This window comes from Pseudomonas sp. TH37, from assembly GCF_016650735.1.
In the GTDB taxonomy this organism is placed as follows: domain Bacteria; phylum Pseudomonadota; class Gammaproteobacteria; order Pseudomonadales; family Pseudomonadaceae; genus Aquipseudomonas; species Aquipseudomonas farris.
Genome location: NZ_JAEKFD010000012.1, coordinates 160447 through 180173 on the forward strand (window position 1 = coordinate 160447; position 19727 = coordinate 180173).

General features: G+C 58.1%; 18 protein-coding genes and 1 pseudogene. 11 read left to right on the forward strand and 8 right to left on the reverse strand.

The window, feature by feature from the left end; genetic code table 11:
* Positions 1-6: 6 nt before the first annotated feature.
* Positions 7-960, forward strand: coding sequence for an alpha/beta hydrolase (locus JFU11_RS25210; RefSeq protein ID WP_134101537.1), 954 nt, complete (start codon positions 7-9; stop codon positions 958-960).
* 27 nt (positions 961-987) lie between these two features.
* On the opposite strand, the gene JFU11_RS25215 is transcribed toward JFU11_RS25210, so the two are convergent.
* Entirely contained in the window at positions 988-1887 is a 900-nt protein-coding gene (locus JFU11_RS25215) for a LysR family transcriptional regulator (protein ID WP_201062445.1), read from the reverse strand.
* Positions 1888-1996: 109 nt separating this feature from the next.
* On the opposite strand from JFU11_RS25215, the gene JFU11_RS25220 reads away from it, so the two are divergent.
* The 4 genes from JFU11_RS25220 to JFU11_RS25235 are packed head-to-tail and all read left to right on the forward strand — an operon-like array spanning position 1997 to position 4573.
* On the forward strand, positions 1997-2626 hold the full coding sequence (locus JFU11_RS25220; protein ID WP_201062446.1) for an NADPH-dependent F420 reductase: 630 nt from the start codon (positions 1997-1999) through the stop codon (positions 2624-2626).
* A 20-nt stretch (positions 2627-2646) separates the two neighbouring features.
* Entirely contained in the window at positions 2647-3489 is an 843-nt protein-coding gene (locus tag JFU11_RS25225; RefSeq protein WP_201062447.1) for a class III extradiol ring-cleavage dioxygenase, read from the forward strand.
* Positions 3482-4153, forward strand: coding sequence for a hypothetical protein (locus JFU11_RS25230; RefSeq protein WP_201062448.1), 672 nt, complete (start codon positions 3482-3484; stop codon positions 4151-4153). The genes JFU11_RS25225 and JFU11_RS25230 overlap by 8 nt, the downstream gene beginning before the upstream one ends.
* Before the next feature lie 18 nt (positions 4154-4171).
* Positions 4172-4573 carry a DoxX family protein gene (locus JFU11_RS25235; RefSeq protein ID WP_201062449.1) on the forward strand — a complete coding sequence of 134 codons (402 nt, stop codon included), beginning with the start codon at positions 4172-4174 and terminating at the stop codon, positions 4571-4573.
* A gap of 81 nt (positions 4574-4654) precedes the next feature.
* Here JFU11_RS25235 and JFU11_RS25240 read toward each other — a convergent pair whose 3' ends face one another.
* A complete protein-coding gene (locus tag JFU11_RS25240) occupies positions 4655-5536 on the reverse strand; it encodes a LysR family transcriptional regulator (RefSeq protein WP_134101520.1) in 882 nt (293 codons plus the stop codon).
* 158 nt (positions 5537-5694) lie between these two features.
* On the opposite strand from JFU11_RS25240, the gene JFU11_RS25245 reads away from it, so the two are divergent.
* From JFU11_RS25245 to JFU11_RS28235, 5 genes and pseudogenes are all read left to right on the forward strand, one after another.
* A complete protein-coding gene (locus tag JFU11_RS25245) occupies positions 5695-6711 on the forward strand; it encodes an LLM class oxidoreductase (RefSeq protein ID WP_201062450.1) in 1017 nt (338 codons plus the stop codon).
* On the forward strand, positions 6708-7508 hold the full coding sequence (locus JFU11_RS25250) for a TIM barrel protein (protein ID WP_201062451.1): 801 nt from the start codon (positions 6708-6710) through the stop codon (positions 7506-7508). The genes JFU11_RS25245 and JFU11_RS25250 overlap by 4 nt, the downstream gene beginning before the upstream one ends.
* A 15-nt stretch (positions 7509-7523) precedes the next feature.
* Positions 7524-8330, forward strand: coding sequence for a TIM barrel protein (locus tag JFU11_RS25255; RefSeq protein WP_201062452.1), 807 nt, complete (start codon positions 7524-7526; stop codon positions 8328-8330).
* Between the two features lie 44 nt (positions 8331-8374).
* Positions 8375-9358, forward strand: coding sequence for an LLM class flavin-dependent oxidoreductase (locus tag JFU11_RS25260; protein WP_201087491.1), 984 nt, complete (start codon positions 8375-8377; stop codon positions 9356-9358).
* Between the two features lie 86 nt (positions 9359-9444).
* A pseudogene (locus JFU11_RS28235) lies at positions 9445-9744 on the forward strand (metalloregulator ArsR/SmtB family transcription factor); the annotation flags it as partial.
* Between the two features lie 204 nt (positions 9745-9948).
* On the opposite strand, the gene JFU11_RS25270 reads toward JFU11_RS28235, so the two are convergent.
* The 6 genes from JFU11_RS25270 to JFU11_RS25295 form a co-directional block, all read right to left on the reverse strand.
* Positions 9949-11073, reverse strand: a complete 1125-nt coding sequence (locus JFU11_RS25270) for a glycerol dehydrogenase (protein ID WP_201062454.1) — start codon at positions 11071-11073, stop codon at positions 9949-9951.
* 75 nt (positions 11074-11148) lie between these two features.
* Positions 11149-11931 carry a (S)-acetoin forming diacetyl reductase gene (locus JFU11_RS25275; protein WP_134101500.1) on the reverse strand — a complete coding sequence of 261 codons (783 nt, stop codon included), beginning with the start codon at positions 11929-11931 and terminating at the stop codon, positions 11149-11151.
* A gap of 71 nt (positions 11932-12002) precedes the next feature.
* Positions 12003-13334 (reverse strand): carbohydrate porin, encoded by a 1332-nt coding sequence (locus JFU11_RS25280; RefSeq protein WP_201062455.1) that lies wholly within the window; start codon positions 13332-13334, stop codon positions 12003-12005.
* Positions 13335-13450: 116 nt separating this feature from the next.
* Positions 13451-14899 carry an NADP-dependent succinate-semialdehyde dehydrogenase gene (gabD, locus tag JFU11_RS25285; protein WP_201062456.1) on the reverse strand — a complete coding sequence of 483 codons (1449 nt, stop codon included), beginning with the start codon at positions 14897-14899 and terminating at the stop codon, positions 13451-13453.
* Positions 14896-16575, reverse strand: coding sequence for an NAD(P)/FAD-dependent oxidoreductase (locus JFU11_RS25290; protein ID WP_201062457.1), 1680 nt, complete (start codon positions 16573-16575; stop codon positions 14896-14898). The genes gabD and JFU11_RS25290 overlap by 4 nt, the downstream gene beginning before the upstream one ends.
* A gap of 141 nt (positions 16576-16716) precedes the next feature.
* A complete protein-coding gene (locus tag JFU11_RS25295) occupies positions 16717-17517 on the reverse strand; it encodes an SDR family NAD(P)-dependent oxidoreductase (RefSeq protein ID WP_201062458.1) in 801 nt (266 codons plus the stop codon).
* Positions 17518-17830: 313 nt separating this feature from the next.
* On the opposite strand from JFU11_RS25295, the gene JFU11_RS25300 reads away from it, so the two are divergent.
* Positions 17831-19699 carry a sigma-54-dependent Fis family transcriptional regulator gene (locus JFU11_RS25300; protein WP_201062459.1) on the forward strand — a complete coding sequence of 623 codons (1869 nt, stop codon included), beginning with the start codon at positions 17831-17833 and terminating at the stop codon, positions 19697-19699.
* Positions 19700-19727 lie beyond the last annotated feature (28 nt).

Below are 19727 nucleotides of genomic sequence, written 5' to 3' on the forward strand. Positions count from 1 at the left end.
TGCACTTTGAAATACCCACTGAACAATCAATCGCTTCTCTCGCTGCTCGGCGAAGACTTTCACTTTCCCCATGAAATCCCTGGCCAAGCCGCTCGGGTTTCTGACTTTGAAGCCCTGAAGCTCAACAGCTTTGTCACCAGCGACCGGGTCAACCTCGCCTATTGGGAAGCCGGTGCAGGCAGGCCGCTGATTTTCATCCCGGGTTGGTCAGCCAACGGCGCGTTGTACTTTCACCTCATGCACATCCTCAGCCAGCATTACCACGTGTACGTGCTGGATGTCAGGAACCAGGGGTTCTCCGAAAAGGTAGCCTTTGGCAACCGGATTTCCCGATATGCCATGGACGTGAAAGAGTTTGCAGATCACCTGGGGCTGTCCCAAGCCGATTACTGCGGGTGGTCGATGGGGGCGTCGATCCTGTGGGCCTACATCGACCTGTTCGGTACACAAGGCATCCGCACGCTGAGCGTCATTGACCAGGCACCCTCGATTTATTGTCACGCAGACTGGACGGAACAGGAGCGACTGCAAGCCGGCGCGTTCACCACCTCGCCAGAGCGCATGATTGCGTCCTACGCCAAAGGAGCGCCCACCAACCAACTGATCAGCGCGACTCGTGTTCTGGAACGGGCCGTGGCCTTGGACTCGCCCTACTTTCACAACGTCATCAGCCTGACACAGGCCGTTGTGAGGGATGACATGGCGTTCCTGGAGCGCGTGCTGTTCGATCACGTCACTAACGATTGGCGGGATGTCATCCAAACAAAGATTGATGTTCCAACCGCCATTTTCACCGGCGAATACAGCGACTGGCTGGACAGCCAACGCTGGATGAATTCGGTGGTCGCGGGCTCCGTGCTGCATGTGTACACCAAGGCTGAACAGGGCGACCACTTCCTGGCATTGAAGAACCCGGAAAAGTTCGCCAGCGACCTGCGGGGCTTCCTGGATAACTGCTGAGTCAGACCGTGCCCGGCGAAGTGCCCGCTATTGCTCCCATCGAGGGTGGGCAAATCGCTCGGCCAGAAAATTGATCAGCACCCGAACCTTGGTCGCCAGATGCTTGCGCGTGGGGTAGACCACGTAGATGCCCAGTTCGACCGACTGGTACTCAGGCAGAATCTCCACCAGGTCCCCCGCCCGCAAATCCTCGGCCACCATAAAGCTGGGCTGCAAGGCAATACCACCCCCTGCCAAGGCAATGCTGCGACAGGTATCGCCATTGTTGCAGCGAACAATGGAACGGGTGCGCACACTTTCGCTGCCGTCAGGGCCCTGGAACTGCCATTCATTGCCGCTGGCGAAGTTGGTATAGGCAATCACGCCGTGTTCTGTCAGGTCAGACAAAGTGCGCACCTCCGGGTGACTTGCCAGATATTCGGGTGAAGCGCACAAGCACATCCGCGTGCCCGCCAGACGACGCCCGACCAGCGAAGAGTTTTCCATGCGGGCAATGCGAACAGCCGCATCGAATCCCTCCTCTACCAGGTCAACCAGTCGGTCGTTCAAGCTGATGTCCAACTCGATATTGGGGTAGGCCTTCATGAAGTCGCCCCATAGCGGCGCCAAGTGCAGCACTCCGAAACTGACCGGTGCATTCACCCGCAACACGCCACTGGGTTCCGGCGCGGTGGACGAAACTGCCTCCTCGGCCTGATCCATCAGCGCCAGCACCTCCCGCGCCTGGTGGTAAAACTGGCGCCCCTCCTCCGTCAATGAAAGCCGGCGGGTCGTGCGATGCAAAAGCCGCGCACCGAGCCGTTCTTCCAGGCTGCTCACATAGCGCGAGATGGCCGCCTTGGACATCTCCAACGGTTCGGCCGCGCCTACAAAACTGCCTTTATCGACGACGGTGCAGAAGACCTGCATCTCCAATGCTCTGTCCATCATTGTCTCACTAGATGGAACGGTTAATCACATTCAGCCTTATTTATCTCGTTTTCACAACCTATAAACTGAGCCCATCGAAACGCACATCAACGCATATGAGGTCGCTATGAAAATTACAGTTTTGGGTACCGGCAACATGGGTTCGGCGTTCACAAAACAGCTGTCCAGCGCCGGCCATATCGTTCGTGTTACGGGCCGCGACATCGACAAGGCTAAAGCCCTGGCCGCTCAGTTTGACAATGTCAACGCCTATTCGGCGGCAGAGGCACTGGGTGATAGCGATGTCGTTGTTATTGCAACCGCCTACGAAGACGCCGCCAAAGCCTTGCAAAGCCTGGGCGACCTGACGGGCAAGGTGGTTATCGACATCACCAACCCACTAAGCGCCGACTACATGTCGCTGACCATCGGTCACGTGACAAGCGCCGGTGAAGAAATTGCCAAAGCAGTGCCTCAGGCCCATGTCGTTAAAGCGTTCAACACCCTGTTCGCTCAAGTGCTCGCCGACGGCCCGACATTCTCGGAAAACCAGCGTGGCAGTGTGTTCGTCGCCAGTGACAGTGAGCGCGCCAAGCAGACCGCGATTGCCCTGGCACACAGCCTGGGCTGGAAGACAGTGGACGCTGGTGGACTGATCAACGCCCGTTACCTGGAGCCATTGGCAGGCCTGAATATCTATCTCGGCTACGGCGCCGGCCTGGGCACCGCCATCGCACCGGTCTGGCTTAACAAGTAATCACTTCGGAGCACTTCACCATGAACACTTCGTTCCCCCTGTTGTTTGTGTCTCATGGTGCTCCAATGTTTGCCATCGAGCCCGGTCTGGCTGGTCAGCGGCTGGCTGAGCTCGGTCGCGAACTGCCGCGACCTGATGCCATCGTCATCCTTTCACCGCACTGGATGACTCGTGGCGAAGTCAGCGTTACGGCGAGCACCGCCCCTGAAACCATTCACGACTTCGGTGGATTTCCCGACGCCTTGTACCAGTTGCGCTACCCCGCACCGGGCGCTCCGGCCCTGGCCGCCCATATCGTGGATCTGCTGCAGAATGCGGGATGGAAGTCCCGGCTTGACGACCGTCGAGGACTGGACCACGGCGCCTGGGTGCCACTGCTGTATCTGGCCCCTGAGGCAGACATACCCGTCGTTCAGGTATCGATGCCTAGCGGCCTCGATACCCACCACGCCTGGAAACTGGGCCAAGCCCTCAAGCCACTGCGGGATATGAATGTGCTGATCGTGGCTTCCGGAAGCCTGACCCACAACTTGTATGAGTTTCGGGGGGCGGCCACCCACGGTGCCGACTACGTGAAAGCGTTTGCAGCCTGGACAGCCCAAACCCTGCAGGCGGGCAATACCGATTTCTTGCTGGACTATAAGCAGCACGCACCTTCGGCCGAACGTGCCCACCCGACGGATGAGCATTTTTTACCGCTGCTCATCGCCCTCGGCGCGGCCGGTGAACACTACGAGACTCGAGTTCTGGAGGGCGGCGTGAGCTACGGGGTACTGGCGATGGACAGCTATCTATTTTCCTCAAACAACCCTGTTGGATTCGACTCAATTCAACCTAGCCAAGGCGTTACAGATCATGCGTGACACCTCTTTTTCCGAAGCTGCTCGCGAGCCGCAAACGGGCCTGTTTTTCCGCAAGGGTTGCAGTACATCGGCGCCCAAGGGCCGGCTGCTTCTGCTGCATGGCGTCGGTTCAAATGAAGCGAATCTCGCGTCATTGGCCGCGTCCCTGCCCGAGGAGCTGGAAGTCATTCTGCTCCGCGGCCCGCTGCAGGTTGGCCCACAAGGCTTCGCCTGGTACCAGGTGAACTTCACCAGCAACGGCCCTTCGTTCAATCAAGAACAGGCAGAGTCCAGCCGGCAACTGTTGCACCACTTCATCGAAGCGCTGCCCACGCTACCTACCGTGATCGCCGGCTTCAGCCAGGGCGGCATCATGAGCGCGAGCCTTGGGGTCACCGAGCCCGAGCTGGTTGCCGGATTTGCAATATTGAGCGGCCGGATGCTGCGCGAACTTGATCCTCGGATTGCTTCGGCCGATCGACTCAAGTCCATCAACGCTTTCATCGCCCATGGTCACCAGGACAACGTACTACCAGTGGCTTGGGCGAAAGAAGCGGACGAATGGCTGAGTCGAATCGGCGTCGCCCACGAAACGCATTTCTACGACATGGCCCACGAGATCGTCGCTGAAGAACTGGCGGACTTCTCGCAATGGCTGACCAACACGCTGTCACTCTCCAAGTAAACAAAAAGGAACTGCACCATGATCGACACACGTACCGCACCATACGCTGCCTTCGTTATGCGCCTGGCACTGGGCATTATGTTCATGGCCCACGGCCTGACCAAAGTCTTTGTCTTCACCCCGGCAGGCACTGCGGGCTTCTTTGAGTCCATCGGCTTCCCGGGCTTCCTGGCCTACCCGGTCATGGCCTTTGAAGTGATCGGCGGTTTAATGCTGGTGCTGGGAGTTTATTCGCGCTGGGTAGCCGCTCTGGCAGTGGTTCAGCTGTTCGTGGCCGCGACCGTCCACTTCGGCAATGGCTGGAGCTTCACCAACGCCAATGGCGGCTGGGAATACCCGATTTACCTGAGCGTCACCGCACTGGTCGTAGCCTTGCTGGGCGACGGCGTCTTTGCGGCAAAGGCCTCCAACAAAGCGTAAGTCACTGCGGATTCAAAACCTGCCGACGCTGCGGAACTCTCCGGAGCATCGGCAGTTTGCGCTCGGGCCAACCGTACCGCCTCACGTCAGACGCGATGTCATAAAGCTTACAAAGGCTTTTATCTTGGGTAACGGATGACGACTCGATGGCCAGAGAATGCTGAAGGTACGGTGGTCGCGAACGTAGCGATCCAATACAGGCACCAATCGTCCGTCTGCAATGGCGTCCTCGACAAAAAAGTCAGGGAGACACGCTATTCCTTGCCCCGCCTCAGCCATTGCTAGCAACGGTTCAATCGCGTTGGCGGTAGCCGATTGTCCCGGCTCAACACCGTCCTGTCCCTTTTTTGACACCAAAGGCCAAGGGTCGAGTTTACCGCTGGTGGGGTATCGGTAACGCAGGCATGAATGGCTGGACAGTTCCGTTGGCCGTGAAGGAACACCCCGTAGTGAAAGATAGTGTGGAGACGCAACCAGGCGATGACTGTAGCCGTTGAGCTTGCGCATCATCAGGCGCGAGTCTTCAACTTCACCGATGCGCATCACGGCATCAAAACCCTCCTCGATGACGTTGACCAACCGATCGCTGAACTCCAGCTCCAACTCCACTTCGGGATACGCCTGCTGAAACGCAATCAAGTGAGGCATCAACCTCATGCCCAGTTGTGGCAAACCGAGGCGCAACTTCCCCTGGGGCTTGCCGGCAGCCTGGGTGAGCTCCCGTTTGGCAACCTCGTACTCCGCAAAAATTCGATGGCAGCGTTCCAGAAAAAGGCTGCCCTCGGACGTCAGGGTTATGGCGCGCGTGGACCGGTGAAACAGCCTTACACCAAGCTCTTCCTCCAGCCGCGCAACCGCCTTACCAATGGCCGATGAAGACACGCCGGTTCTGCGCCCAGCTTCGGTAAAGCTGCGCGTTTGCGCGGCATGCACGAACGCGCTGAGCGCTCCAAAATGATCCATGACCACCCCTGTCTATTTGAGCGTTTTATTCGCAAATGTTCGGAACTTCATCCTGTTTTTCTTTTACATCATACAACCTATAGTCACCGCCATTGTGACTTCACCCCGCTATATCGTACTGCGAAGTCACCGTCATCTGACTACACGAGAGCCCTCGAATGACTTCGATGCCTTCCACCTACGAACTTGCGCCTGAGCTCAAACAGCACCCCGGCTACGCACGCGTTTTCCAACCCGGCCATTTGACCTTCGGATTTATCGCGCCGCTGGAAAGCTATCCCAATAGCCCAGGCCCAACCCTGCAGGATCACGCGCAGATGGCTCACAAGGTCGATGAGGCCGGCTTTTCCGCCATCTGGCTACGGGACGTGCCCTTTTACGACCCGAACTTCGGTGACGTGGGGCAAATCCTTGATCCGCTGGTCTATGCCGGCTTCCTCGCTGCCGTGACCAAGCAGATTGCCATCGGCACCGCCGGCATCGTCCTGCCCTTGCGCGATCCGTTGATCGTTGCCAAGCAGGCAGCGAGCATCGATCAGTTGCTTGGGGGACGTTTTATCCTTGGGCTGGCCACCGGTGATCGGCCGGTGGAATACCCCGCCTTCGGGCTCGACTTCGACAACCGTGCCGAGCGGTTCCGTGACGCGCTGGCAATCATTCGCGCCGCCACAGAAACACACTGGACCGTGCACCCGTCGCGGTTTTATGGCCAGTTGAATGGAGAGATCGACCTCGTTCCAAAACCGGTAGGCTCACGCATGCCGACCATTATCGTTGGCCAGGCCGGCCAGTCGCTGGAGTGGATTGGAGAAAATACGGACGGCATTCTTTCCTACATCTCCAATCCAGCCCTGATTCCGCAAATCATCGAACGTTGGCGTGCCGCCTGTGGCGCCAACGTCTACAAACCCTATGGCTACGGCACCCTGTTTGACCTGGACCGTGATCCAAACCATCCCGTCCAAGCGGGCCGCGTGCTGCGTGCCGGGCGAAATGCACTGATTGAACATTGGAAACGCCAACAGGATCAGGGCGTCGGTCACGTTGCTCTGCACTTCAAACCTCAGCGACGCCACGCCTCGGATGTCATCGACGAGCTGGGCGAATACCTCTTGCCGCACTTTCCAAGTGCTTCCTTACCCGTCGAACCATCGCCAGCGCAGGCCCACTCATGAATCGTCCTCTACATCATATGGATTTCATTTTTCAGACGACCCTGGGGACCTATCCCTTGGCAGCGCAGTGCGAGATGCTCGCCGAACTCGGCTACCAAGGGCTGACGATGTCCGCCTGGAGCAAAGACCTGAAGTCGATCGCCCAGGTTAAACCCACCTGGGGCCTGGACGTGGGCGCGGTCTACCTGATCTATCGCAAGGGCCTGGAATCGTTTGTGACCAACATTTTCGAGACCATCGAGGGCTGCACCACAATCGAACTGGCCTTGCATTCCGGCGACGAAGTCACGAACTTTGACCGCCGAATGCTCGAGCGCCTGCTGCCGATCTGCGAGCGCCGTGGCCTGGAGATCAGCCTGTATCCGCACGCACGCTACGGCATGCAGACGACCACCGAGGCGGTGGCCCTATGCAGAGAGTTCAACCATCCGCGCCTTAACATCGTGTTCAACGGTTATCACTGGTACGCGACTGAGGAGCATGCTTTAGAGCAGCGTCTTGACGCGATGTGGCCTTGGCTCAAACAGGTAAATATTGCCGGCACTCGGCGCTCCCCGCTCGGATGGGGCGGACTGGCAACAATCGAACCGCTCGATGAAGGTGAAATGGACAACTTTACGCTGTTGGGCGCCCTCGAACGGCGCGGCTTTGACGGACGATTTGGCGTGCTCGGCTGGGAAAGCATGGGCGGTGACGTGTACGGCAACCTGCGCCGCTCGGTCACTGCGTTCCGTTCCATGGAGCAACGGTTGGCCGCCCACCCTGAATGGGCTGTCCTGACCGACTCGCCTCACTGAGCCAGGAGATAAACCATGGCTCATCGCATCCATGCACTCGATTCCTTTTTCTACTCGTCGATGGGCGTATACGCCTTTCAAACACAGTGCGAAATGTTGGCTGAACTCGGTTACGACGGCATGACTGTCGCCGCCTGGGGTGGCACACCACTGACCGACCTCTCGCTGCTGCCGGGCGTACCGAAACAACATGGCCTGCGGATTGAAGGGCTATACCTAGTGCTGCATGAGGGACGCAACGACACGCTGATCCGGCGCATCGTCGAAACGGTCGAAGGCGTAGAGCTGATCGAACTGGCTGTGCAGACCTCCGTCAATGGCAACCACGCGATCATGCGTTTCATCGAATCGCTGTTGCCGATTGCCGAACAACGCGGATTACGGATTGCGCTGTATCCACATCTTCACCATGTCACCCAGACCACCGCGCAGGTGGTGCAGATTTGCGAGCACTTTGCTCACCCTCGCCTGGGGGCCTCGTTCAATGGCTATCACTGGTACGCGAGCCAGGAAGGCGAACTTGAACAGCGACTCGCTGCGATGAAACCCTGGCTCATGCAAGTGGTGACTTCTGGCAGCGCACTTTCGCAACTCGGCTGGGGTGGCGCGGCCACCATGGAGCCGGTCGACCGCGGAGAGCTCGACAATTTTGCTTTGATCGCAGCGCTGAACCGCGTCGGTTACACGGGCAGTATTGGCGTACTTGGCTGGGATTATGGTGGTGATATCTACCTCAAACTCCAGCGATGCCTGGCAACGCTTCGCGATATCGATCGACGCCTGGAACGTTATCCGCACTGGTCGGACTTCCCATTGAAGTAACGCATCGCTGCCTCACGAACCTAATTTGAAAAATGGAGCCTGTGATGACAGCCCTATCTGTACTTGACCTCATGATGATCGGCGAAGATAAAACCTTCGCCCACACGCTAGAAGACGCAGTCTCTCTGGCGCGACACGTGGAAGCCCACGGCTACAAGCGCTACTGGATCGCCGAGCACCATGACCTGCCAGGGATCGCGTCTTCGGCTACAACCCTGCTCATTCAGCATCTGGCTGCGGCAACGAGCACCCTGCGAGTGGGCTCTGGCGGCATCATGCTACCCAACCACTCTCCTCTGTTGGTGGCGGAGCAGTTCGGGACATTGGACACCTTGTTTCCAGACCGCATCGATTTAGGCATTGGCAGAGCACCTGGATCCGCTGGACCGGCTATCCGCGCCATACGCGGCGATGCCTCCGAGCGAGACTTCACGCAAGACATCCAGCAATTGACGGACTATCTAGCGGATGACGGAAATCAGCCGGTTCGCGCGATCCCTGGAAAACATGACGTTCCACTATGGCTATTGGGTTCGAGCATGAACAGTGCTGATCTCGCCGCGAAACTGGGGCTGCCCTACGCATTCGCTTCACATTTCGCACCTCGATTTTTGATGGAAGCCATTACGCATTACCGCGCCACGTTCCGGCCGTCAGCAGTGCTGGAGAGTCCTTATGTCATCGCAGGCGCGAATGTTTTCGCTGCCTCGACTCGAGCCGAAGCCGACTACCTGGCGAGTTCACACCGTCAGTGGGTCAGCAACTTGTACTCGGGCAAAGCAGGCGCTCTGCCGCGCCCGGAAGAGGGCTTTATGGAACGGCTGTCCAACTATGATCGGCAGAATTTGGCTGAAGCCATGTCGTGCACCGCAATTGGCAACAAAGACGATGTAGGACGTTGGCTGCGCCAGTTCATCGCGACCACGGAGGTGGACGAGGTGATAATCGATGCGAGGATTTACGACCCTGACGCACGCCGCCGCTCCTATCAACTCGCCGCCGAATCCATTTCCGACCTGCTCGACTGATACCAAAGGGAACGGTGTTGCTGCGGTCCCTCTATCGCTGACCTCGACACGAGGCCAGCGAAGGCTATGAACCCGAGGTATCCGATATGCTCGATACAGATCAAAAATCGACGTCCACCTCGCCCCACTTCGACGCAACCATGCGCGCGATTGCACACCCAGTGAGACGAAAAATCCTCGAGTGGCTCAAGGCGCCGACTCTGCATTTCCCCCCGCAACCATGCGGTTTTGAGTTCGGGGTGAGCGTTGGCCAGATCACACAACGTTGCGGTCTGTCCCAATCGACAGTCTCCCAACACCTGGCCGTGCTCAAAGGGGTGGCATTGGTCGATGTACACAAAACCGGTCCGTTTCATTTCTTGAAGCGAAACGAGACGACTATTCAGCACCTCACTGGCTACCTGAGTGATTTGCTGGAAAATAGACGCTTACCGGCCATCCAAGTTGAGGGGCGTAGTTCAGCCCAAATAATACTGATAACTGTCAGGCCTCACCTCAGCACCAAGCGCCGTCAATCAATTTGAACGATTGACGGCGCCTGACCGATTGAGCGCTATTGGCTCCCGATTAACCGGTTCCCAATCAATACACTAGTGCAGAGATTTTTTCTTTTTAAACGCATGCAACAGTGCGTCAGCCGCCACGATCGCGTCATACACCAAGTCAGGCGTCACCGTAAAAGGCATGTTGTGAATCGTGTCGTTTTTGTCGCATGCCAGTTCGGCGACCTTTCTCCACTCCGCTTCCTTAAAGCTTTTGAGCCCTAAATCCTCAAGCGTCAACGGGAGACCGACGGCGATCGCAATATCAACAACCTCTTCAATCTCCGCCATCGGTGCGGCCTCCATCACTAATTGAGTGAACAAGCCGAAAACCACCTTTTCACCATGCTGTGCTCCGTGTAGATCATGCACTATGGTCATTCCGTTATGGATCGCATGCGCCGCAGCACAACCACCAGATTCAGCTCCGACAGCTGACATGTAAATGGTGGCTTCAATGGCGTTCTCCAATGCAGCAGTGATGACTTTCTTCTCCACCGCAAAAGCCGCCTGCGCTGAATACTTCTTGATGGTTGCATAGCACGTTTGGGCAATAGCAAAACCGATCAACGTAGGCTTGAGCATTTTTCCGTCATTGCCTAGGATCAGGTTGTCGCGTTGCGCAGCAAAGCACGCTCTCGCCTCAAAATAAGTTGCCAGACCATCACCCACGCCGGCCGCAAAAAACCTGGGCGGTTGTTCCGCCAAAATGCGCGTATCCGCTAAAACAACGTCCGGATTCTTTGATAAAAACAGGTAGCGATTAAACGTATCGTCGTCATTGTAAATCACTGAAATCGCGGTACAGGGCGCATCCGTCGAAGCCAATGTGGGCAGAATCAATACTGGCTTTTCCAGGAAATGTGCGGCTGCCTTGGCGGTATCCAATGTTTTTCCGCCACCAATACCGACAATATAGTCAGCCTCACGCGCGGCTTGGACATGCTTGTTGATTTCGCTGTCGGAGCACTGCCCACCGAACACGGCCAACTCAGCACGCTGTTCATGCTTGAATCCTGGCATCGCTTTTTCATGAACCCGGCCCACAATAAATTGATCGCAGATCAGATAGGCATTGGCCCCATAGGCTTTACCATGCATCGATAAATCAACCAGCGCATCAGCCTGAACCAGAAACTTGGCCGGCGATGCAATGCCTTTAGTAATAGTCATATCAATCCCTCACGTCGCATGCGCGAAAACGCTCAACACCCATAAACTTGAACGTTCTCCAGCGCTGATGACGAATCAGTTAAATACCATCCCGCCATCAATAATGACCGCCTGACCTGTCATGTAGTCAGAGTCAGGACCGGACAAGAACGAAACGCAGGCTGCCACATCCTCAGGCTGGGAAAGCCGCTTCAAGGTGATGTGTTGTGCAAATTGTTCCATCCCCCATTCAATACTCTGGTTGGCATTGTCCGCCACATCCTGGGCAACCTTGCGCATCATGGGAGTGTTCACAATGCCCGGGCAATATGCGTTCACCGTAATACCGAGATGGGCCAACTCACGGGCCGCTGTTTGCGTAATGCCCCGCACTGCGAACTTGGTCCCCCCATAAACAGCCAGGTCGGGGTTGCCGATATGACCTGCCTGAGAGGAAGCGCTGATGATCTTCCCGCCATGCCCCAGCGCTTTAAACGCCTTTACCGCGGCCTGTATGCCCCAGAGAACACCACCTACGTTGATATCGAAAGTTCTCCTATAGATCTCTGGTGTAATTGCTTCAATGGGAGCAATAGGCGCGATACCCGCATTATTAATGACCACATGTAGATCACCCAAGCCATCCACCGCTGCCTGCACGGCCTTGAAAACATCCTCGCGATCGGCCACATCAACCTTTATGGCCAGAGCTTTACCCCCCTCTTTTTTGATTCTTTCAGCCACGTGACTGGCTGTATCAATGTTCATATCAGCACAGGCTACGGCAAAGCCGTCTGCCGCCAATCGCAACGCGATGGCCTCACCGATCCCTTGACCTGCGCCGGTTACAAAAGCGACTTTTCCTAAAGATTTGCTCATTTCAGTTTTCCTTCTCAATCGTGATGAAGAATTAGATAGCGACTACTGACTGCTCACGTACGTGCCTACGCTCAAAAACTCGCCTGAAGTTTCAGACCGGCAACCCAAGCGTTGTCCACCTCGTAGACACCGCCTGGATTACGCACGTACTGCACGTTCGGGCGTACGGTCAGCCAGTCGGTAACGTGCACGCCGTAGTTGAGTTCGATGTTGTATTCACTGTGCTGCACAGGGATATAGAGCGGGTCGTCGTAGTCGGTGATGCCCGTACTGTCATTGAGCAGGCGCTGCCGTTTGGTCACGTCGTCGTTGACCTTCAAGCGTGCGACACCCAGCCCGATGTCGTCCTTGGGCCGGGCATCAAAAGGGCCTTTGTAGACCGCACCAATGTTCTGGAAACTCTCGATGCCGCTGGTAGCCTTGTCATGAACGGTCAGGCTGGCAAAGACGCTCAGGCCGCGCGAGGCATCGCCGTGATGAGTGGTCAATTGCTGCTGGCCCATGATCCACGCACCATGCTTGCTGCTGCGTGATTTGGGGGCTTGGCCAGTCAGCGCCTGCGGAGCACCGTTGACATCGTCATATACGTCATTGGTGCTGGCACTGCTGTGGTAGTAACCCAGGCGGTATTCACCTGGTAACGCTTCTCTGCCCACTGTTGGCTTCCAGATAACCTCCACCGGAACCAACGCACCTTTGGTACCACTGCCACTGAGCTTGAAGCCATTGCCGGTGCTGAGGTTCGATGGGTTCTGCTCATATACCCCGACCTGCACCGCCCACTGTTCATCGAGGTTATAGCGCACGCGCACGCCCCATTGGCTCACAGGCCCGCTGTACCAGACATCACCGGCGACGTTGCCGATGGGTGCGCTGCAAAACGACAGGCTCTGGAAGTCACACGGGAAGCTGGCGAAGTCTTCGTTGACGCCCACGCGGCCGAGCTTGAGATCGAGGGCACTGTCGAAGAATTTCTGGCGGTACCACATCTGGGTCAGGCGCCAGGTTTGCCCCCTGCCCCACACTTCCTGCACCGAGCTGAGCTGCGGGGCGCGCGGGTCAGAGATGCGTTCGTTGGAAAGGTTATTGCCATTGCGCTCCGTCACCAGCAGTTGGAACTCGGCGTCGTCCCAGCCCAGCAGCTTCTGCAGGTCCAGGTGTGTGCCGAGCGCCCACTGCGCGGTATAGCGTGCGGTACGATCATGGTTGTAGCCACCGTGGACATTGGTGGCTGCTTCGCCGACGTAACCGACGATCACATCAACGCCCTGCTCCAGCAGTTCGCTGCGTCCCCCTCCCCAATCACCCGTTCCCCATTGCGATGAAGGGTCAGCGGCGGACGCAGGTACGGCGATGCACGACAGGAGCCCAAGCCCCAGCGGCAGTTTCCAAGCGATGTTCATGTCGATTTTCCTATTGTTTTTATGTTTTACGACACAGCGTTAACCGGACCGCAGGGCAATGCCCTGACGGCCATGAAGCAAGCGATCAATTGAAAAGTGGACAGTGATGGATCAGCTCAGATGCCGGCCAGACACAGGTATTTGATCTCGAGGTAATCCTCAAGCCCGTACTTGGACCCTTCACGGCCGACACCCGACGCCTTGACCCCACCAAACGGCGCGGCCTCGGAACTGATGATGCCGGTGTTGACCCCGACGATGCCGTACTCCAGAGCCTCCCCGACTCGAAACACGCGACTCAGGTTGGCGGTATAGAAATACGCCGCCAGGCCGAACTCGGTGTCGTTGGCTTTGGCGATGACTTCGGCGTCATCAAAGAAGCGGAACACCGGCGCCAAGGGGCCGAAGGTTTCTTCCTTGGCGACTCGGGCGTTGTCAGGTACGTCCACCAGGATGGTGGGTTCGAAGAAGTTCTCACCCTGGGCATGCGCGCCACCCCCCTGAACAACCTTGGCGCCCTTGGCCAGCGCATCCTCGATATGCTCGCGCACCTTGGCAACGGCCTTACCGTCGATCAGCGGCCCGAGGGTGACGCCGTCGGTAAAGCCATCGCCCACCTTCAGGGCACCGACCGCCGAAGCCAGTTTGTCGACGAACGCGTCGTACACCTTGTCGTGCACGTAAAGCCGGTTGGCGCACACGCAAGTCTGCCCGGCGTTACGGAATTTTGAGGCCAGCGCGCCGTCCACGGCGGCATCGAGATCGGCATCCTCGAAGACGATAAACGGCGCATTGCCACCCAGTTCCAGGGAGACCTTTTTGATGTCGTGGGCGCATTTCTCCATGATCTGACGCCCGATCTCGGTGGACCCGGTAAAGGAAATCTTGCGCACTGCCGGGTTGCTGGTCAGCTCTTCGGCAATCTCCGCCGCTGCGCCCGTGACCACCGACAACACGCCCTTGGGAATGCCCGCCTGCTCAGCCAAATAGACCAATGCCAGTGCCGAGAACGGCGTCTGCGAGGCCGGTTTGATCACCATGGTGCAGCCAGCGGCCAAGGCCGGGCCGGCTTTGCGGGTGATCATTGCACTGGGGAAGTTCCAGGGCGTAATAGCGGCACAAACACCCACCGGTTGTTTGATCACCAACAGGCGCTTGTCGGTCGCGCCGGGGATCAGATCCCCGTAGACACGCTTGGCCTCCTCCGCGTACCACTCGATGTACGACGCACCAAAGACAATTTCGCCCAATGCCTCAGGCAAAGGCTTGCCCTGCTCCAGCGTCATGATGTGGGCCAGGTCGTGCTGGTTGTCGATGATCAGCTCGCACCAGCGGCGCAGCGCATTGGCCCGGACCTTGGCAGAAAGCTCACGCCAGGCGGGCAACGCACGCTCGGAGGCTTCGATTGCACGGCGTGTTTCTGCCTTACCCATGCGCGGGACCTGGCCGATGGTCGTCCCGGTCGACGGGTTGACCACGGTGATCGTGGCTTCGTTGTCGGCAGCCAGCCACTCACCGTCGATAAACGCTTGATGACGCATCAGTTGGGGGTTGTTCAACTTCATTGCAGGTTCTCCGTTACGCGGCGCGACTTCGCCCCATCAACACTCACGGCCTTGAATTTGAAGCCCCGGTAGTCGTCGTTCCTGACGGCTGCCAGCTGTTCGCTGAACGCGCCCAAGCCACCCATGTAGAAATAAACCTTGTTGCTCTTGCCGGGGATATTGGCGCCGAAGATCCACGAGTCGGTCTTGGCGAACAGCGTCTGGTCGGCAATGTCCTGGCAGGTCTTGCCCCATTCCTGTTCGCTTTGCGCAGACGGTTCCACGCACGCCAGCTCGTTCTGCTCCATAAAGCCGATCAGCTCCGACACCCACTCCACTTCGGTTTCAATGGTCGGTGGAAGATTGGTAAACGGACCATTGGGCCCCAGGATCATGAACATATTGGGGAACTTGGCAGTGGCCACCGACAGGTAGCTCGACGGCCCGTCAGCCCAGTGATCCTTCATCGAGACGTTGTCGCGCCCGCGGATATCAATGCGCTTGTAGTTACCGTCCACGGCATCGAAACCGGTGGCGAACACCAACACATCCAGCTCGTGCTCTACACCGTCTGCCGTGCGAATGCCCTTGACGGTGATCGCTTCAATCGGGTTAGCCTTGACGTCCACCAGCGACACATTGGTGCGGTTGAACGTGGCGTAGTAGCCGCTGTCGCACAGCGGTCGCTTGGCGTAGAGATCAGTTGGCATCAACTTGCGCGCCGTTTCCGGGTCCTTGACCAGCTCGGTGATTTTCTCGCGGACGAAGTTCTGGGCCTCAATGTTGGCATCTTCGCTGGTGGCGATATCGTTGAAGGTCTGGAACATGTAGCGGAAACCGCCACCACCGTCCCAGGCACGCTGGAAGATGGCTTTACGTTCGGCAGCGTCCACGCTCATGGTGGGGATATCGCTCTCCGGGAAGCCGAACGCTAGCCGCGAGGAACGCACTTCCTTCCAGATGGCATCATAGTTGCGCTTGATGTCGTCGACGTATTCGCGACTGACCGGGCCATTACCCACTGGCACGGTGTACTGCGCGGAACGCTGGAACACCGTGAGGTGGCCGACCGTTGGCGCGATCGCAGTGATGACCTGGCAACCGGTCGAGCCGGTGCCGATGACGCCCACCCGCTTGCCCTCCAGCACAGCATCGGCAGGCCAGTTGGCCGTGTGGTACATATGCCCCTTGAATTGGTCCAGGCCGTTGATCTTCGGCACGTTCGTCGCAGACAACAGGCCCAGCGCAGTCACCAGGTACTTGGCGCTGTATTGGTGACCGTCGTCAGCAGTGACCAACCAGCGGCTACTCTGCTCGTCGAACACCGCGGCGGTGATACCGGTTTCCAGCTGGATATCACGGCGCAGGTCATGCCGATCTACCGCATGGTTCAGGTAAGACAGAATCTGTGGCTGGGTCAGGTAGCGCGTGGTGATATCCCACTCCTGGCACAACTCGCGATCCCAAGAGAAGCAATAGACGAACGATTCACTGTCGGATAACGCGCCGGGGTAGCGGTTCCAGAACCAGGTGCCGCCAATACCGCCGGCCTTATCGAAGGCACGCACCTTCAAACCCAGTTCATCGCGCAACTTCTTGAGCATGTAAATGCCACCGAAGCCTGCGCCGATCACAATGGCGTCGTAGTGGATGATGTCGGTGCCAACAGAACGTTTGGCCAGAACTGTAGTTGTCATTGTGTTCTCCTATTTCGATCAGTTCGCTCGCCGACTTGAACAAAGTGACAGGCAAGCCGTATCCGTTTCCCTGAGCCGGGCGCCCAGGAAAAGTCATCGTCAATGTGTGCGTAGCGGGCCAAGACCGGCCCGTGGGTTTAACTAAAGCGAGAAGCCGCCGTCGACGGCGATAGCCTGGCCGGTGACATGGGGTGCGCAGGCCAGGTAAACCGCCAGTTGGCCCATGTCTTCCACGGTTTGCGCCTCCCCTTGAGGCAGCAGGCTGGACTGATGCCGTTCCCAGGATTGCACTTCGGACTCGCCAGGCTGGGCCCAACGGGCGGAAAGCCCTTCATCACCGCGCCACATGCCGGTGCCAACTACACCCGGGCAGAGGGCATTGACGGTGATACCTTCGCGGGCAACTTCCTTGGCGAAGGCATTGGTAAAACCGATCACCGCGAACTTGGAGGCGCTGTAGTGAGAGAGATCCGGGAAGCCGACTTTGCCGGCAATTGAAGCCAGGTTGATGATGCGGCCAAAGTTATGCTCGCGCATCAGCTTGAGCTCAGCCTGACAGCACAGGAATACACCGCGCGCGTTGATATTCATGATGCGGTCCCACTCGCTGACAGCCAGTTCGTCAACCCGGCCGAGGCTTACCACGCCAGCATTGTTGACGGCCACATCAAGACGGCCAAATTGCTCCCTGACCTGCTCGATCAGGCTGGCGACGCTCTCGGGTTTGCTGACGTCAACGTGCAGGGCCACGGCCCTGCGACCCAAGGCCCGTACGAGGGCGGCAGCCTCTTCGGCGATACCCAAGTCATAATCAGCGAGCACCAGGTCTGCACCTGCCTGGGCCAGGCTCAGCGCAATGCCCTGACCAATCCCACGGCCCGCACCCGTCACCAGGGCGACCTTGCCATTCAGGGAGAAATTCACAGCGTTGAATTCGCTCATGTAGTGCCTCTGTCATTATTGTTGTTGAGATACGACCGTTCGACGCGGCCTGCTGAGACTGACAGAGCAAGTCGAATGCCAACACCGAAATAAATGGCTGTAAAGCCCGACATAGACGATTCGAGAGAACAATCGCAGTCCACGACACCACCGCCACAGCAAGACATAACCGCTCGTGTCTGCCGTGGGACGTTGCGAATACTGAGCGGTTATGTCTCACCGGCACCGGCTGACGGAATCAGCTTGAAGGGATCGGCCAAGCCGCCTTTAATGGCCATCAACAGAAAAATAAGATCCAACCCTCGGAGGTACCATGTCCTCTGGTTTTTCGAAGACTCATGTGGAACACGTGAGTCGCGTGTTGCGCACTGCCCAGAATGCCCCGACCCTGCCGGTGCCGAATGCCATCCTCGATTCCTGGCGCCGCTCGGCACAGCACTACAAGCTCGACCCGGGTTCGTTACAGGGCCCGAGGGTTCTGGAGGCACACCAGATCAATGAGCACCGCCAGCGTGTCGACGATTTCCTGCACCTGGCCGGTGATGAGATGTCGCGGCTGCATAGCCGCGTACGAGACGCCGACTACTGTGTGATGCTCACCGATACGCTGGGTTGCACTGTCGACTATCGGATCGAATCGACCCTGCGCGGAGAGTACCGCCGTTCCGGCATGGATGTCGGCACCTGCTGGTCGGAAAAGGAAGAAGGTACGACCGCTGTCAGCGCGGTGTTGATCGACAAACTGCCGGTCACCGTGCACAAGCATGATCATTTCCGCGCGGCGTTTATTGGCAATACCTGCTCGGCGGCGCCGATATTTTCACCCAACGGCGAGATCCTGGCGGTATTGGACGTCTCTTCAGTGCGCGCACCGGACGACCGACGCAGCCAGCATCTGATCCGGCAGATGGTTATCCAAAGTGCCATCGACCTTGAAAATGCCTACTTCATGTACAGCACCCAAGACCTGTGGGTGTTACGCGCCCATCCCCTGCCCGGCTACGTCGACAGCCAGCCTCAGTGCCTGTTCGCCTGGGACCGTGATGGCCGCATCGAAGCGCTCAACCCTGCCGCGCGACGCCTGCTGTTGCAGCGCTGTGGCCGGATCCCCACACATGTCGACGAAGCCTTCGCCTCAGCGCAACTGCCTGCCGCCGGGGATGACAACATCCACTACCTGCCGACGATGGGCCTGCATGTACGCCTCAAGGTGCCGCGCCGGCCCATCAGTACGCCCGCGGCCAGCACACTGGCGTCAGCCGTCGACCCTAAGGTCGTCCAAGCGCTGGAGCTGGCGGTGCGCGTCAAGGATCGCGGGCTGCCTGTGCTGATTCATGGTGAGACCGGCGCCGGCAAGGAGCACTTTGCTCTGCAACTGCACGCAGCCAGTAAACGCCGCGACAAGGCCTTCGTGGCGATCAACTGTGCGGCGATACCCGAGAGCTTGATTGAGAGCGAGCTGTTCGGCTATGCCGCCGGTGCCTTCACCGGCGCCTCCAGCAAAGGCATGCTCGGTCTGTTGCAGCAGGCGGACGGCGGCACCCTGTTCCTGGATGAAATCGGCGACATGCCGCTGTCCTTGCAAACGCGCCTGCTGCGGGTGTTAAGCGAGGGTGAGGTAGCGCCATTGGGTGCAGCGCGCGCACAGTCGATCGACATCCAGATCATCTGCGCCAGCCACCGCGATATCGCCACTCTGGTTGAAACCGGGCACTTCCGCGAGGACCTGTTCTTCCGCTTGAGCGGCGCGCGCTTCGATATCCCGCCGCTGCGCGAGCGTAAGGACAAGCTGGCGCTGATCACTAAACTGCTGGAAGAAGAATGCGCACGCTCGGGGGAATGCTTGGAGTTAAGCGAAGCGGCACTGGAAATGCTGCTGAATTACAGCTGGCCCGGCAATATGCGGCAATTGCACCACGTGCTGCGCTACGCCTGTGCTATATGCAAAAGCCAGGTGATTGGGGTGGAGGATCTACCGGTGACACTGAGCGTGAGCGCACCTGCGAAAGGTTTGAACACTGTCTCTGGGAGTCCAGAACGCCAAGCTTTGATTGATACGCTGGTGCGCAATCGCTGGAAGCCGCTGTTGGCCGCGCAGGAGCTGGGGATTTCGCGTGCAACGCTGTATCGCAAGGTCAACCTGCACGGCATCAATATGCCGGGCAAAGGCTCATACGTCTGAGACTCGCCAGGCGCCGCGTACCGGCGCC